General features: G+C 64.3%; 11 protein-coding genes and 1 pseudogene. 8 read left to right on the top strand and 4 right to left on the bottom strand.

All coding sequences use genetic code 11. The annotated features are described in order from the left end of the window. The 8 genes from AC1MGT_RS17135 to AC1MGT_RS17100 all read left to right on the top strand — a co-directional run bounded on the left by AC1MGT_RS17135 (position 1) and on the right by AC1MGT_RS17100 (position 7,124). Positions 1-726 (top strand): flagellar basal body rod protein FlgF, encoded by a 726-nt coding sequence (locus AC1MGT_RS17135; RefSeq protein ID WP_332530266.1) that lies wholly within the window; start codon positions 1-3, stop codon positions 724-726. A gap of 28 nt (positions 727-754) precedes the next feature. After that, positions 755-1,540: a flagellar basal-body rod protein FlgG gene (flgG, locus tag AC1MGT_RS17130; protein WP_183549500.1), complete on the top strand. Its 786-nt coding sequence runs from the start codon at positions 755-757 to the stop codon at positions 1,538-1,540. Beyond that, positions 1,540-2,211 (top strand): flagellar basal body L-ring protein FlgH, encoded by a 672-nt coding sequence (flgH, locus tag AC1MGT_RS17125; protein WP_499501177.1) that lies wholly within the window; start codon positions 1,540-1,542, stop codon positions 2,209-2,211. The genes flgG and flgH overlap by 1 nt, the downstream gene beginning before the upstream one ends. A gap of 8 nt (positions 2,212-2,219) precedes the next feature. Further along, positions 2,220-3,338, top strand: coding sequence for a flagellar basal body P-ring protein FlgI (locus tag AC1MGT_RS17120; protein ID WP_499501176.1), 1,119 nt, complete (start codon positions 2,220-2,222; stop codon positions 3,336-3,338). Then, positions 3,338-3,679, top strand: coding sequence for a rod-binding protein (locus AC1MGT_RS17115; RefSeq protein WP_499501175.1), 342 nt, complete (start codon positions 3,338-3,340; stop codon positions 3,677-3,679). The genes AC1MGT_RS17120 and AC1MGT_RS17115 overlap by 1 nt, the downstream gene beginning before the upstream one ends. A 97-nt stretch (positions 3,680-3,776) precedes the next feature. After that, entirely contained in the window at positions 3,777-5,162 is a 1,386-nt protein-coding gene (gene flgK, locus AC1MGT_RS17110; protein ID WP_499501174.1) for a flagellar hook-associated protein FlgK, read from the top strand. A 10-nt stretch (positions 5,163-5,172) separates the two neighbouring features. Next, positions 5,173-6,084, top strand: coding sequence for a flagellar hook-associated protein FlgL (gene flgL, locus AC1MGT_RS17105; protein ID WP_499501173.1), 912 nt, complete (start codon positions 5,173-5,175; stop codon positions 6,082-6,084). Beyond that, on the top strand, positions 6,084-7,124 hold the full coding sequence (locus tag AC1MGT_RS17100) for a hypothetical protein (RefSeq protein ID WP_499501172.1): 1,041 nt from the start codon (positions 6,084-6,086) through the stop codon (positions 7,122-7,124). Before flgL ends, AC1MGT_RS17100 begins: the two co-directional genes overlap by 1 nt. 127 nt (positions 7,125-7,251) lie before the next feature. Here the strand turns inward: AC1MGT_RS17100 and typA are convergent, their stop codons facing one another. From typA to infB, 4 genes and pseudogenes are all read right to left on the bottom strand, one after another. Continuing rightward, entirely contained in the window at positions 7,252-9,084 is a 1,833-nt protein-coding gene (gene typA / locus AC1MGT_RS17095) for a translational GTPase TypA (RefSeq protein ID WP_482897671.1), read from the bottom strand. 278 nt (positions 9,085-9,362) lie between these two features. Then, a complete protein-coding gene (truB, locus tag AC1MGT_RS17090; RefSeq protein WP_499501171.1) occupies positions 9,363-10,289 on the bottom strand; it encodes a tRNA pseudouridine(55) synthase TruB in 927 nt (308 codons plus the stop codon). A 131-nt stretch (positions 10,290-10,420) separates the two neighbouring features. Continuing rightward, positions 10,421-10,795 (bottom strand): annotated as a pseudogene (gene rbfA / locus AC1MGT_RS17085) (30S ribosome-binding factor RbfA); the annotation flags it as partial. 111 nt (positions 10,796-10,906) lie between these two features. Then, positions 10,907-13,768 (bottom strand): translation initiation factor IF-2, encoded by a 2,862-nt coding sequence (gene infB, locus AC1MGT_RS17080; RefSeq protein ID WP_499501170.1) that lies wholly within the window; start codon positions 13,766-13,768, stop codon positions 10,907-10,909. Between the last annotated feature and the right edge of the window lie 33 nt (positions 13,769-13,801).

The following is a 13,801-nucleotide window of genomic DNA, read 5'->3' as shown; positions in this document are numbered from 1 at the left end:
ATGGATAAGCTCATCTTTACCGCCGTCAGCGGCGCCGAACGCACGCTGCGCGCGCAGCAGGTGCGGGCCAACAACCTGGCCAATGCCGACACGCCGGGCTTTCGCGCCAATATCGAGCTGGCGTCGGTGCAGTCGCTGGGTGGCTACGGCTACGACAGCGTGCACCAGTCGCGCTCGGAAGCCGACACGATTTCCACCCGCACCGGCACTGTGCGCGAGACCGGCCGTCCACTGGACGTGGCCGTCGCCGGCAACGGCTACCTGGCGGTCGAATGGGCTGGCGGCGAAGCCTATACCCGCAGCGGCGCCATCGCCATCGATGCCAATGGCGCGCTGTCGGTTGCCGGCCGCCCGCTGCTGGGCGAAGGCGGCGCGATCGTGCTGCCGCCGCACACGGCGGTCGACATCGCCAACGACGGCACGATCTCGGTGATGCCCGAAGGTGGCACCGTGACCCAGGTCGTCGACCGGCTGCGGCTGGTGAGCGCCGAAGGCGCCGAACTGACCAAGAACGAAGCGGGCCTGATCGTGGCGCGTGGCGGCGAGCCGCTGGCGGCCGACCAGAACATCAATGTACGCAGCCGCGTGCTCGAAGGCAGCAACGTTTCGGCAGTGGAAGAAATGGTCGCCGTGATGGCCCTGAACCGCAGCTTCGAGATGCAGATGAAGATGTTCAAGGCCAGCGACAGCATGAATGAATCGGGCAACCGACTGCTCGGCGCTTGACGCCGGCACAACCTCACAGGGAGCAACCATGAATCCAGCAATGTGGATCAGCAAGACCGGTGTACAGGCGCAAGACGCCAAGCTGCAGGCCATCGCCAACAACCTGGCCAACGTCAACACCGTCGGCTTCAAGCGTGACCGCGTCGTGTTCGAAGACCTGTTCTACCAGGTCGATGCGCAACCGGGCGCCCAGAACGCCGACAACACCGTCAGCAATGGCGTGCAGCTCGGTAACGGCGTGCGCGTGGTCGGCACCCAGAAAGCCTTCACCAACGGCAGCCTGCAACAGACCAGCCAGCCGCTTGACGTCGCGATCTCGGGCGCCGGCTTCCTGCAGGTCCGCCGCCCGAACGGCGAACCGGCCTACACCCGCGCCGGCCAGTTGCAGGTCGATGCCAACGGCACGCTGACCAATGCCCAGGGCTTGCCGATCGTGCCGCAGATCACGATTCCGCAGAACGCTGCCGGCGTGACCATCGGCGAGAACGGCGTCGTCTCGGTCACGATCGCGGGCCAGCCGGCGCCGCAGGAAATCGGTCAGCTGAACCTGACCGCCTTCATCAACCCGACGGGCCTCCTGGCGCTGGGCGACAACCTGTTCCAGGAAACCGCTGCCAGCGGCGCAGCCAATGAAGGCCGCCCGGGCGACGCCGCATTCGGCAAGCTCAAGCAAGGCTCGTTGGAAGGCTCGAACGTGCAGGTCGTCGAAGAGATGGTCGACATGATCGCGGCCCAGCGCACCTATGAGATGAACACCAAGGTGCTGTCGGCAGCGGACAATATGCTGCAGACCCTGGCGGCGGCGGCACGCTGATGCATACCGTTGCAATCCCGCTTGCCCGCGCGCTTGCCGCCGCCCTGTGCGGGCTGGTCCTGGCCGGCTGCTCGTCGCCGATGCCGGTGTCCCTGGCCGACGACGACGCCATGCCGCTGCAGCGTCCGGTGCGCGCCGGCCTGTCGGGTGGCGTGTTCACGGCCGACACGGTCTCGCTGACGTCCGACAGCCGCGCCTACCGCGTGGGCGACGCCGTCACCGTGATCCTGCAAGAGACGACGCAAGCGAGCAAGCGCGCCGGCACCAGCATCTCGAAGGGCTCGTCGGTCGGCATCTCGCCACTGGCTGCGCTCGGCAAGGTCTACGGCAAGACCGGGATCGACATTTCGGCCGACCGCGATTTCGAGGGCGACGCCACCAGCACCCAGCAGAATGCATTGTCTGGCGCCCTGACCGTGATCGTGCAGGAAGTGCTGCCCAATGGCCTGCTGCGCGTGGCCGGCGAAAAGAACCTGATGCTGAACCAGGGCGAAGAATTCGTGCGCCTGAAAGGCTTTGTCCGCGCCGCCGACATCGATACCGACAACCGCGTCTCGTCGCTGCGCGTGGCCAATGCCCGCATCGCCTATTCCGCCCGCGGCGCATTGGCCGAAGCCAACACACCGGGCTGGCTGACGCGCTTTTTCAACAGCCCCCTGATGCCGTTCTGAGGATCTCCATGATTTCGCGCCGTTTTGCGCCATTGCTGTTTGCCGCGTTCTGCGCGAGCGCCCTGCTGCCCATCCACCCCGCCCACGCCGCCCAGGCCCTGCGCAACCTCGTCAGCGTCGAAGGCGTGCGCGACAATCCGCTGGTCGGCTATGGCCTGGTCGTGGGCCTGAACGGCAGCGGCGACTCGACCCAGGTGAAATATTCGAGCCAGTCGGTCGTCAACATGCTCAAGCAGTTCGGCGTGCGCCTGCCCGAGGGCGAAGACGCCAAGAACAAGAACGTCGCGGCCGTCATGGTCTCGGCCACCTTCCCGCCCGGCTACCGCCGTGGCCAGACGATCGACGTGACCGTTTCGTCGCTGGGCGACTCGAAAAGCCTGCGCGGCGGCACGCTGCTGCTGACGCAACTGCGCGCGGCCGACAACGAAGTCTATGCACTGGCCCAGGGCAATGTCGTGGTGGGTGGCCTGAACGCCACGGGCCGCAGCGGTTCGTCGGTCACCGTGAATACCCCGACCGCCGGCCGCGTGCCCAACGGCGCCCAGATCGAGCGCGAGATCGCCAGCGATTTCGCCACCCGGCCGCAAATCACGCTGCGCCTGCGCCAGCCGCATTTCGAGACGGCGACCAATGTCGTCGATGCGATCAACAAGCGCTACGGCCCGGTGGCCACGACGCAGGACGGCACCAGCGTCGACGTCATCGCGCCGAGCAATCCGACCGAGCGCGTGGCGTTCATGGCGCGCCTGACGGCATTGACCGTCGAATCGGGCGTCGAGGTGCCGCGCGTCGTGTTCAATTCGCGCACCGGCACCGTCGTCATCGCCGACGGCCTGCGCGTGAAAGCGGCCGCCGTCACGCACGGCTCGCTCAAGGTGATCATTTCGGAGAGTTCGCGTGTCAGCCAGCCGGGCCCGCTCAGCAATGGCCAGACCGCCGTGACGCCCGAATCGAAGCTGTCGGTCGACCAGGGTTCGGGCCAGATGTTCCGCTGGCCGCCCGGCGCGCGCCTGCAGACGATCATCGACACCGTCAACAGCCTGGGCGCCTCGCCCGATGACATCATGGCGATCCTGCAGGCCCTCGACCAGGCCGGCGCGATCGAAGGCGAACTGGTGGTGATCTGATGCGCATCGACGAACTTCGCAACACGAGCCTGGCGACCAACACCGAGAATGCGATCGCCCCCGCTGCCGAGCCACAGGTCGATCCGGCCTACGTCGCCAAGGCTACCAAGGCTGCGGTGGAATTCGAACGCTTCTTCATCGGCCACATGCTGCGCACGATGCGTGCCTCGACCCGCGAGATGGCAAGCGAGGACAGCGTGTTCAACAACCGCGTCAACCAGGACATGCAGGACATGGCCGACGATCTGCTGGCAGGCAATATGGCCGGCCAGCGCGCGTTCGGCATCGCCGACGCGATCCTGCGCCAGCTGGTGCCGGGCGCCGGCGGGGGCAAGACCTGACCGTCTGCACCGGCAGCGCCAATCTGCAGTAAAGCTTAACAGGCGGCAAGAATTGGTCGCCTTATCAGGTTAACCCTGTCCCGAAACGAGTTCCACCATGACGATCATCAACAATGCCCTTTCCGGCGCCCTCGCCGCCCAGATCGCCCTGTCGGCCAGCAGCCAGAACATCGCGAATCTGCAAACCAAGGGGTACACCCGGCAATCGGCGCTGTTCACATCGGTCGGCCCGGATGCCAGCGGGCGGTCGGCCGGCAATGGCGTCGAGGTCAGCTCGCTCATGCGCTTCTCGGACAACTACAAGAGCCAGGCGATGTGGCGCGCCGCGTCGGAACAAGGCGCCTACGCCCAGTCGCAGCCCTACCTGACGCAGCTCGAAAGCGTGATGGGCGACGCCTCGGCCAGCCTGTCGGCCGGCATCGACGATTTCTTCAAGGCGATCAACGCCGTGGCTGGCGACCCCGGTTCGACCCCGCTGCGCCAGCAGGTGCTGACGTCCGCGAGCCTGATGGGCGAGCGCATCAATGGCATGAACAATGTTTTCAACGCGCAGATCACGTCGGTGCGCCAGCAGCGCAGCGCGCTGGTCGATGCGGCCAACAGCGACATCGGCACGATCGCGAGCCTGAACCGGCAGATCATGGAAACCCAGGCGGGCGGCGTCTCGGCATCCGGCCTGATCGATGCGCGCGACAACGCCATCGACGCACTGGCGTCGAAGATGGCGCTCGAAGTATCGACCAACGCCGATGGCAGCCGCGATGTCGCGCTCAAGAGCGGCCAGGCGCTGGTGATCGGCAGCATGCACGGCACGCTGCAGGCCGCCGCGACGACGGGCGCGCCACAGGCGTTTTCGATCACGTTTGCCAGTGCCACCTTCACGCTGGATGCCACGAAAATGGGGGGCCAGATCGGTGGCCTGAGCCTGTACGAAATCACGACCCTCAAGCCGCTGCAGGATGATGTCGACGCGCTGGGCCGCACCATTGCCGAGCGCGTCAATGCCCAGCTGGCGCTCGGGTTCAGCACGCGCGCCAGCGGGCCCGCCGTGGCCGGCACACCGCTGTTCGTCTACACCCCGGGCGGCGGCGCGAATGCACTGAAGGTCGTCGCCGGCTTCAAGGCCGAAGACCTGGCCTTCTCGGGTGATGGCTTGCCGGGCGATACCGCCAATCTGCAACAACTTGCCGCGCTGAAGGGCCAGCCGGTCACGTTGCCCGGGATCGGGACTGTCCTGCTGAGCGACGCCGATACCCAGCTGCTGGGCAAACTGGCCATCGACAGCAAACTCAACAGAGCATCCCTGAAGACCACCGACACCGTGCGCACGCAAGCGGTCGACGACTGGCAATCGACCAGCGGCGTCAACGAAGACGAAGAAGCGGTCAAGCTGGTGGAACTGCAGCGGATGTACGAAGCGAACATGCGGGTGATCTCGATTGCCAACTCGATGTTCGACGCCACGCTCGCGATGATGGGCTAAAGGAATAATCATGCGTATCGCCACTTCCCAGTACCAATCGACGATGAACGCTTCGCTCCAGGTCAACCAGGAGCGGGTCAGCCAGATCATGCAGCAGATCGCCAGCAACAAGCGCATCCTGCTGCCATCGGACGACCCGGTCGACAGCGTGCGCCTGTCGCGCCTGGAGCGCGAGGAATCGTCGGTCCAGCAATACCGCGACAATATCGGCGCGCTGCAGCTGCGCCTGTCCAAGTCGGAAGGCTACCTGAGCAATATGGTGAGCGAGATGAACGAGGGCCGCGACCTGCTGGTCTGGGCCTCCGACGGCAGCAATGCCCCGGCCGACCTGAAAGCGATGCTGGCACCGCTGCAGGCGCTGAAGGACAGCCTGTTCTTCACCGCCAATACGGTCGACCACGAAGGCAACCATCTGTTCTCGGGCACGCTGACGCGGACGGCGCCGCTGGCCTACGATCCGGCCGCCGTACCGGGTGCGCGTTACACGTATGTGGGCAACACCAACAGCCAGAACGTCACGGTCGGCAGTGGCCTGACCCAGCCCGCCAACGAAGACCTGGCGGGCCTGGAGTCCTTGCTGAATCAGCTCGACGAGACCATCCGCGTGCTGTCGGCCCCTAGCGCGAGCGCCAATGACCCTGCCGTACGTGCGGTGCTGGCAGCCAACCTGAAGGGCTTCGACACGACCCAGGGGCTGGTGTCGAGCAAGATCGCCACGATGGGCGGGCGCCAGAACGTCATCCGGACGCTCGAGGCCAACCACGCCAACATCAGCCTGTCGAACCAGATGGCCATCCTCGACATCGGCCAGCTCGACGTCGGCGTCGCCGCGACTGAGCTCAGCGGCTACTCATCGGCCCTGCAGGCGACCTACAAGGCCTACGCCAAGATCGGCAACCTGTCGCTGTTCGATGCGCTCTGATGCCCATGGACGCCCTGACCCGCACCATTACCCCGCCGGCCGTTTCGGGTAGCAGCACGCCAGCCGGCCTCGTCCGCGCTGGCGCCATGGCAGCCCGGGCTGTTGCCACGCAGCCGTCCGCGGCCGAACCCGCGACGGGCTCCGCGACGGCGTCCGCTACGGCGGCCACTGCGCGCGCGTCGCGCCGCAGCGCTGCGCACGGCCACGATCTGCAAACGGGCGTGGCCCAGGCCCAACAAGCGCTCGACTATCTGGCACGCATCGCCGCCCAGCTCGAAGCGCTCAAGGCCGATCTGAGCACGCGCCTGGCCGGGCGCGGCGCGGCATCGCGCCAGCTCGAAGCGCGGGCACGCCAGCTGGGCGACACACTCGACACCCGCCGCAGCGAAGGCGGCGCCGGGCTCGATGCCGAGCTGGGCTTCGACGGCGGCCGCGTCGCGCAACAGCGTTTTCGTATCGACGGCCTGGACGTCGCCAGCCTGCAGGCGGCCGCCCCCCAGACACTGGGCTTTTCGGTCGGCAGCATCGGCGGCCCGCAACTGGCGGCCACGTTCGAGCCGGGCATGACGGAGGAAGAGATCGCCCGGCGCCTGGACCGCACGCTGGCACCGGTCGGCATCCGCGCCGGGCTCGACACGGAGCGCGCGCTCGTCTTCACGACGCCCGAGGCCACATTCGACGGCGTCAGGGACGCCATTGCCGTGACGGGCCGTGGCCGCGTCGATACGACCGCGCTGCCAGCCTCGCTGGCGCCACGGGAATGGCAACTGGGTAATCCGGACGCCCTGCGCCAGGGTCTGCGCGAGGTGGTGCAAGCGCTGGCGCGCGTGCGTCGCTCGCAGGATGCCGCCGCCCTCGCCCTGAGTCAGGCCACGGCGCGCACGGCGCAATCGGAGCTGCCGCAAGCCGAACTGGCGCTGCTGGCCGCGGATTTCTCCGGCACCGCCACCAGCCACGATTACCAGTCGCTGCTGGCCATCACCTCGGCGCTGGTGGGTGTGAGCCGCGAACGGGTGCAGGCGCTGCTCGGGTTGCGCTGACACTTTCCAGCCGTTGAACGTCTGACATCGCGCTTATTCAGCATCGCTTGGATAAAAAAAAAACCCGCTGCATGCAGCGGGGTTTTTTCATTCACCGGCAATCTCGATTGCCGGTGAGGGGAAGGCATTAACCTTCGCGGTTGGCCTTCTTGCGCTCGTGCTCTTTCAGGTAGCGCTTGCGCAGACGAATGCTCTTCGGGGTGATCTCGACCAGTTCGTCGTCCTCGATGAATTCGACCGCGTATTCCAGCGACATCTGAATTGGTGGCACCAGGCGCACCGCTTCGTCAGTACCCGACGAACGCACGTTGGTCAGCTGCTTGCCCTTGATCGGGTTCACGACCAGGTCGTTGTCGCGCGAGTGGATGCCGATGACCATGCCTTCGTACACCGGATCGTTGTGCGACACGAACATGCGGCCGCGGTCCTGCAGTTTCCAGATCGCGTAGGCAACGGCAGCGCCGTCATCCTGCGAGATCAGTACGCCGTTACGACGGCCGGCCATTTCGCCCTTGCTGTTGTCGACTGGTGCGTACTCGTGGAACACGTGGCTCATCAGGCCGGTGCCGCGGGTCAGGGTCATGAATTCGCCCTGGAAGCCGATCAGGCCACGCGCCGGGATCAGGTACTCGAGACGCACACGGCCCTTGCCATCCGATTCCATGTTCTGCAGGTCGCCACGACGACGGCCCAGTTCTTCCATCACGCCACCCTGGTTCGCTTCTTCGACGTCGACCGACAGGCTCTCGAACGGCTCATGGCGCACGCCATCGACCATCTTGAACACGACGCGTGGACGCGACACGGCCAGCTCGAAGCCTTCGCGACGCATGTTTTCCAGCAGAATCGTCAGGTGCAGTTCGCCGCGGCCCGAGACTTCGAAGATCGTGTCGTCGTCGGTTGGCGAAACGCGCAGTGCGACGTTGGCTTTCAGTTCGCGGTCGAGGCGTTCGCGCAGCTGACGGCTGGTGACGAACTTGCCTTCGCGGCCTGCCAGTGGCGAGTTGTTGACCATGAAGTTCATGGTCAGCGTTGGCTCATCGACGGTCAGCATTTCGAGTGCGTCCGGGGTGTCCGGTGCGCAGACGGTCGAACCGATGCCGATTTCTTCGATACCGTTGATCAGGACGATGTCGCCGGCGACGGCTTCATCGACCAGCACGCGCTCCAGGCCCTTGAAGTTCAGGACCTGGTTGATGCGGCCCTTGATCGGGGTCGAACCAGGACCGTTCAGGACGATGACATCCTGGCCAGCCTTGATGCGGCCGCGCGAGATACGGCCAATGCCGATCTTGCCGACGTACGACGAGTAGTCGAGCGAGGTCACTTGCATCTGCAGCGGACCATCCGGATTGTCGTCACGGACTGGCACGTGTTGCAGGATTGCTTCAAACAGCGGCTTCATGTCGCCTTCGCGGACATCTTCGGTCAGACCGGCATAGCCGTTCAGGCCCGATGCGTAGACGACCGGGAAGTCCAGCTGCTCGTCGGTTGCGCCGAGCTTGTCGAACAGTTCGAACGTCTGGTTGATGGCCCATTCGGCGCGCGCGCCTGGACGGTCGACCTTGTTGACGACGACGATTGGCTTCAGGCCCAGGGCCAGTGCCTTGCGGGTCACGAAGCGGGTCTGTGGCATCGGGCCTTCTTGCGCATCGACCAGCAGCAGCACGGAGTCAACCATCGACAGCACGCGCTCGACTTCGCCGCCGAAGTCGGCGTGGCCTGGGGTGTCGACGATATTGATGTGGGTACCTTCGTACTCGACAGCGCAGTTCTTCGACAGAATGGTGATGCCGCGTTCTTTTTCGAGGTCGTTCGAGTCCATCACGCGGGTTTCCACCTGCTGATTTTCACGGAACGTACCGGATTGACGCAGCAGCATGTCCACCAGGGTGGTTTTGCCGTGGTCAACGTGGGCGATGATTGCGATATTACGAATCGCGCGTTTGGTGTTTGACATGGTCTCTGAGAAGTTGCGTTGTACGGAAGTGTACGATCTGCCGAGTATCTGCTGCGCTGTACCGCGATGCTGCTGCGGTACTGCGACGATGTTGCCGCGATGGTGCCGCGAAGTTGCCGCGCACTTGCTGATTTCGGAAACCGACTAGTATAGCAGGTAAAGTACCGCTCTAACCGGGGTGGCTGGAAATAGCGAGGTATTTCAAGAGCTTGCCCGGTCATTGGGCAGACGGGGCGCTGCCTGCAAGGGTAGCGCCCGTTGATGACTGCCGCGTGACATCAACCCTGCGGCGCGGTCGAGATCAGGCGTTCGGGCGCCAGGATCGCATACTCACCGAGAATCCCGGTGCCCAGCAGGCTGCCAGCATGATAGATGCGCACCCTGCCCTGCTGCTCGGGCACGACGATGTCTTCCTTGCCGAGCGCCAGGCGCTGGCCTTGCAGGAAACGGCGCGCCAACTCGGGCGTCAGTTCAAGGGCCGGGAAACTCGACAGCAAGGCGTCGACCGGCTGCAGCAGCGACAACGGGTCCGGGTGCGCCAGCAGATCGTCCAGCGTGATCATGCCCTCGATCGTCAACGGCCCGACTTCGGTGCGGCGCAGTGCGTTCAGGTGCGCGCCGCAACCAAGCGCGGCGCCGATGTCTTCGCCCAGCACGCGCACATACGTGCCCTTGCTGCAGGTAACAGCGATCTTCAGGAACGGCGCGTCGTACGCAACCAGCGTCAGCGAATGGATCGTCACCGGGCGCGCTTCGCGCTCGAGCACGATGCCTTCACGCGCGTATTCGTACAGCGCCTTGCCGTCGCGCTTGAGCGCCGAGTACATCGGCGGCGTCTGCAGGATCGGGCCACGGTAGCGGGCCAGTGCGGCTTCGATCTGGTCCAGCGTCACATCGACCGGTTTCGTCTCGACGGCCTCGCCTTCGGTGTCGCCGGTGGTCGTCGTGATGCCCAGATGGACCGTGGCCAGATAGGTCTTGTCCGACTCCAGCAAATCCTGCGAAAACTTGGTCGCTTCGCCAAAGCACAGTGGCAAGAGGCCAGTGGCAAACGGGTCGAGCGTGCCGGTGTGGCCGGCCTTCTTCGCGTTGAGCACGCGCTTGGCCTTGATCAGCGCGTCATTCGACGAGAAGCCCACCGGCTTGTCGAGCAACAGCACGCCATTGACCAGGTCGCGCGGTTTTTTGGCGGGCCGACCGTTCACGCTTTGTTCGCCTTGTCGGCGTCGTCACCAGCATCGCTGTCCTGATCCTGATCCTGATCCTGCGCCTGGTCCAGATCCTGCGCCTGGTCCAGGTCGACGTCCACCTCAGGGGCCGGGTTCGATTCCGGGTCATCCTTCGAGCGCGTTGCATTGGCCTGGTCGATCAGGGCCGACATCTGCAGGCCGCGCACGGTCGACGTGTCATGCACGAAGTGCAGCGCCGGCAGCGTGTGGATGTGCAGGCGCTTGCCCAGCATATTGCGCAGGTAGCCGGACGCCTTGTTCAGGCCTTCCTGCGTCTGCTTGACTTCTTCCACGCCATCCTTGAGCAGGGTGAAGTACACCTTGGCGTGGGCGTAGTCGGGGGTCAGTTGTACTTCGCTGATCGTGACCATGCCGACACGAGGGTCCTTCAGTTCGAAGGCGATGAGTTCCGACAGATCCTTCTGGATCTGGTCGGCCACGCGCAGGCCGCGCTTGGGAATGCTTTTGCTGTGTTTAGCCATGATGTTGCTGCATCTTTTTCTGGAAAATCAGAGAGCCAAAAATAAAAGGGCCAGGCCCTTCGCGACGTTGCCGCGAAGCGTCCTGGCCCCCATGTTACGCCAACGTGTCGCTTACAGCGTACGTGCCACTTCGGTGACTTCGAACACTTCCAGGACGTCGCCGACCTGGATTTCGTTCTGACCCTTGAGCGACAGGCCGCACTCGAGACCGGCGCGCACTTCTTTTGCGTCGTCCTTGAAGCGCTTGAGCGAATCGATCTCGCCAGTCCACAGCACAATGTTGTTGCGCAGCAGACGGACCGACGACGAACGCTTGACGACACCATCGGTGACCAAGCAACCGGCAATCGCGCCGACTTTCGAGACCAGGATGACCTGGCGAATCTCGACCTGACCGGTGATGGTCTCGCGCTTTTCTGGCGCCAGCATGCCCGACAGAGCGGTACGGACTTCGTCGATGGCATCGTAAATGATGCTGTAGTAACGAATGTCTACGCCGTTCGACTCGGCCAGCTTGCGCGCCTGGGCATCGGCACGGGCGTTAAAGCCAATGATGACTGCCTTCGACGCGGTTGCCAGGTTGACGTCCGACTCGGTGATGCCGCCGACCGCTGCGTGCACGATCTGGACCCGCACTTCCGAGGTCGACAGCTTCTGCAGCGAACCGACCAGTGCCTCTTGCGAACCCTGCACATCGGTCTTGACGATGAGCGGCAGGTTCTTGATTTCGCCTTCGGCCATTTGCTCGAACATGTTCTCGAGCTTCGCGGCTTGCTGCTTGGCCAGCTTCACGTCACGGAACTTACCTTGACGGAACAGGGCGATTTCACGCGCCTTGCGCTCGTCGGCCATGACCATGACTTCTTCGCCAGCGGTCGGCACTTCGGTCAGACCCTGGATTTCGACCGGGATCGATGGGCCAGCCGAGGTGACGGCCTTGCCGTTTTCGTCCAACATGGCACGAACACGACCGAACGACGAACCCGCCAGCACGACGTCGCCGCGCTTCAAGGTACCCGACTGCACCAGGATCGTTGCGACCGGGCCGCGGCCCTTGTCCAGACGGGCTTCGACCACCAGGCCACGGGCCGGCGCTTCGGTCGGTGCTTTCAGTTCCAGCACTTCGGCCTGCAGCAGCACTTGCTCCAGCAGGTCGTCGATACCGGTACCGATTTTTGCCGACACTGGCACGAATGGCGACTCGCCACCGTATTCTTCAGGCACGACGCCTTCAGCGACCAGCTCTTGCGTGACGCGGTCGGTGTTGGCACCCGGCTTGTCGATCTTGTTGATCGCCACGACCAGCGGTACACCAGCGGCTTTTGCGTGAGCAATTGCCTCTTTGGTTTGCGGCATCACGCCGTCGTCCGCCGCCACCACCAGGATGACGATGTCGGTCGCCTTGGCACCACGGGCACGCATGGCGGTGAACGCCTCGTGACCCGGGGTGTCAAGGAAGGTGATCATGCCGCGTGGGGTATCCACGTGGTATGCACCGATGTGCTGGGTAATACCACCGGCTTCGCCCGAAGCGACCTTGGCGCGACGGATGTAATCCAGCAGCGACGTCTTACCATGGTCGACGTGACCCATGACGGTGACAACCGGTGCGCGCGAGGTCGATTCGAACTCGGCGTGCTCGCCGTTGTCGGCCAGCAGTGCCTCTGGATCATCCTCGGCGGCAGCAAAGGCCTTGTGGCCCATCTCTTCCACCAGGATCATCGCGGTTTCCTGATCGAGCACCTGGTTCATCGTGCACATCTGGCCCAGCTTCATCAGTTGCTTGATGACTTCCGATGCCTTGATCGCCATCTTGTGGGCCAGTTCGGCCACGGTGATGGTTTCCGGCACGTGCACATCGCGCACGATCGCTTCGGTTGGCGCCTGGAAGTTGGTCTCGCGGTCATCATGACCACGACGACCACCACGGCCGCCACCAGCACGCCAGCCGTCACGGCCACCGGTGCTGCTGCCTGCGCCGCCGCGCGTTTTCACGCTCGGGCCGCCACGCTTTTTAGCGTCATCCGACCAGGTCGACGACACATTGGCCGACTTGATCGACTTCTTGTCGCCAGGCTTCTTGGCGTCGTCTTTCTTGACTTCGCCAGGCTTCTTGTCGGCAGGCTTGTGCAGCGTACCGGCTGGGGCCGCTGGTGCGACGACCGGCTTCGGTGCTGGCTCAGGTGCCTTGATGACGCGGCGCGGCTGACTCATCATCAGCTTGATCTGCGCGACTTCATCGGCCACGGCCTTGCGGGCGCGCTCGGTAGCGGCAACGCGTTCGGCCGCTTCCTTGCTTGCCGCTTCATTGCGGGCCTTGACTTCTTCAGCGGCGCGCTTGGCCGACTCGTCAGCAGCAGCACCGGCAGCGGCTTCTTTCGCGCCGGCAGCAGCTTCCTTGGCAGCACCGGCAGCCACGGCAGCAGCAGCCGATTTCTCGGCGGCGTCGCGCTTGGCTTGTTCGGCCGCATCGCGCTTGGCCTGCTCTTGCGCTGCCTGGGCTTGCGCCTTTTCTTCGGCTTCGAGTTTGATCAGGCGCTCTTGCTTCTCGCGCAGATCAGCCTCTTGGCGGGCGATCGCTTCGTTCTGGCGCGCTGCTTCCTCTTCGCGACGTGCTTGTTCAGCAACGTCGACGACTGGCTCTTCAGGTGCTTTGGTCGTGACCAGGTCGTCGCGCTGCACGAAGGTGCGCTTCTTGCGGACTTCGACCTGGATGGTGCGCGATTTGCCCGACGAATCAGCTTGCTTGATTTCGCTGGTTTCCTTGCGCGTTACCGTGATCTTTTTCTTTTCACCGGTGTCGCTCGCGCCGTGGGTACGACGCAGATGGTTCAGCAGCTTGTCCTTATCATCTTTCGACAACGGATCTGACGTCGAACTTTTTTCGACGCCGGCCGAGCGCAGCTGCGTCAGCAGCAGGTCTGCAGGCATCTTCAGCTCGGTGGCAAATTGGGCTACGTTGTTACTCGCCATTCAGTCCTCTTTTCTATGTGTCGCGACAGATGA

The sequence above is a fragment of the Telluria sp. BA11 genome, assembly GCF_056680305.1.
The sequence above is the reverse complement of the archived record's forward strand: the minus strand, read 5'-3'. Positions and strand labels throughout refer to the sequence as shown.

What these genes read in the sequence shown, in the direction of transcription:
- AC1MGT_RS17135 (WP_332530266.1), top strand. Translation starts at nt 1, where the DNA reads ATGGATAAGCTCATCTTTACCGCCGTCAGCGGCGCCGAACGCACGCTG.
- flgG (WP_183549500.1), top strand. Translation starts at nt 755, where the DNA reads ATGAATCCAGCAATGTGGATCAGCAAGACCGGTGTACAGGCGCAAGAC.
- flgH (WP_499501177.1), top strand. Translation starts at nt 1,540, where the DNA reads ATGCATACCGTTGCAATCCCGCTTGCCCGCGCGCTTGCCGCCGCCCTG.
- AC1MGT_RS17120 (WP_499501176.1), top strand. Translation starts at nt 2,220, where the DNA reads ATGATTTCGCGCCGTTTTGCGCCATTGCTGTTTGCCGCGTTCTGCGCG.
- AC1MGT_RS17115 (WP_499501175.1), top strand. Translation starts at nt 3,338, where the DNA reads ATGCGCATCGACGAACTTCGCAACACGAGCCTGGCGACCAACACCGAG.
- flgK (WP_499501174.1), top strand. Translation starts at nt 3,777, where the DNA reads ATGACGATCATCAACAATGCCCTTTCCGGCGCCCTCGCCGCCCAGATC.
- flgL (WP_499501173.1), top strand. Translation starts at nt 5,173, where the DNA reads ATGCGTATCGCCACTTCCCAGTACCAATCGACGATGAACGCTTCGCTC.
- AC1MGT_RS17100 (WP_499501172.1), top strand. Translation starts at nt 6,084, where the DNA reads ATGCCCATGGACGCCCTGACCCGCACCATTACCCCGCCGGCCGTTTCG.
- typA (WP_482897671.1), bottom strand. Translation starts at nt 9,084, where the DNA reads ATGTCAAACACCAAACGCGCGATTCGTAATATCGCAATCATCGCCCAC.
- infB (WP_499501170.1), bottom strand. Translation starts at nt 13,768, where the DNA reads ATGGCGAGTAACAACGTAGCCCAATTTGCCACCGAGCTGAAGATGCCT.